Genomic DNA, 251 nt, shown 5'->3' with positions numbered 1-251 from the left:
CCTTTGGTGATGGAATCACAAAAGTAATTAATCAGTACTTTCCTGAAGCTTTCAATGATGGTAAACCGAGAAAACACTATCAAGTTATTGGACAATCCTTCAGGGAACTGGATGAAAACATATGGGTAAATATGGCTTTAAAAGAGTTAGAATCCCATTGGAAACACTTTGGAGACTATCCAGTAATCATAACTGATTTACGTCAGGTAAATGAGTACAGTGTAATGAAGTCGTTAGGCTTCACAGTTATC

Annotated in this window: 1 protein-coding gene; it reads left to right on the top strand. The window is 36.3% G+C overall.

Annotation, left to right across the window (positions count from 1 at the left end; all coding sequences use genetic code 11):
* Window positions 1–251 (top strand): hypothetical protein (locus SB749_RS20235; RefSeq protein WP_410711887.1); only part of this gene is annotated, 251 nt, incomplete at both ends.

Source organism: Brevibacterium sp. SIMBA_078, from assembly GCF_046534565.1.
Classification (GTDB): domain Bacteria; phylum Actinomycetota; class Actinomycetes; order Actinomycetales; family Brevibacteriaceae; genus Brevibacterium.
Note: the sequence above shows the minus strand (reverse complement) of the source record. Positions and strands in the feature narration are given on the sequence as shown.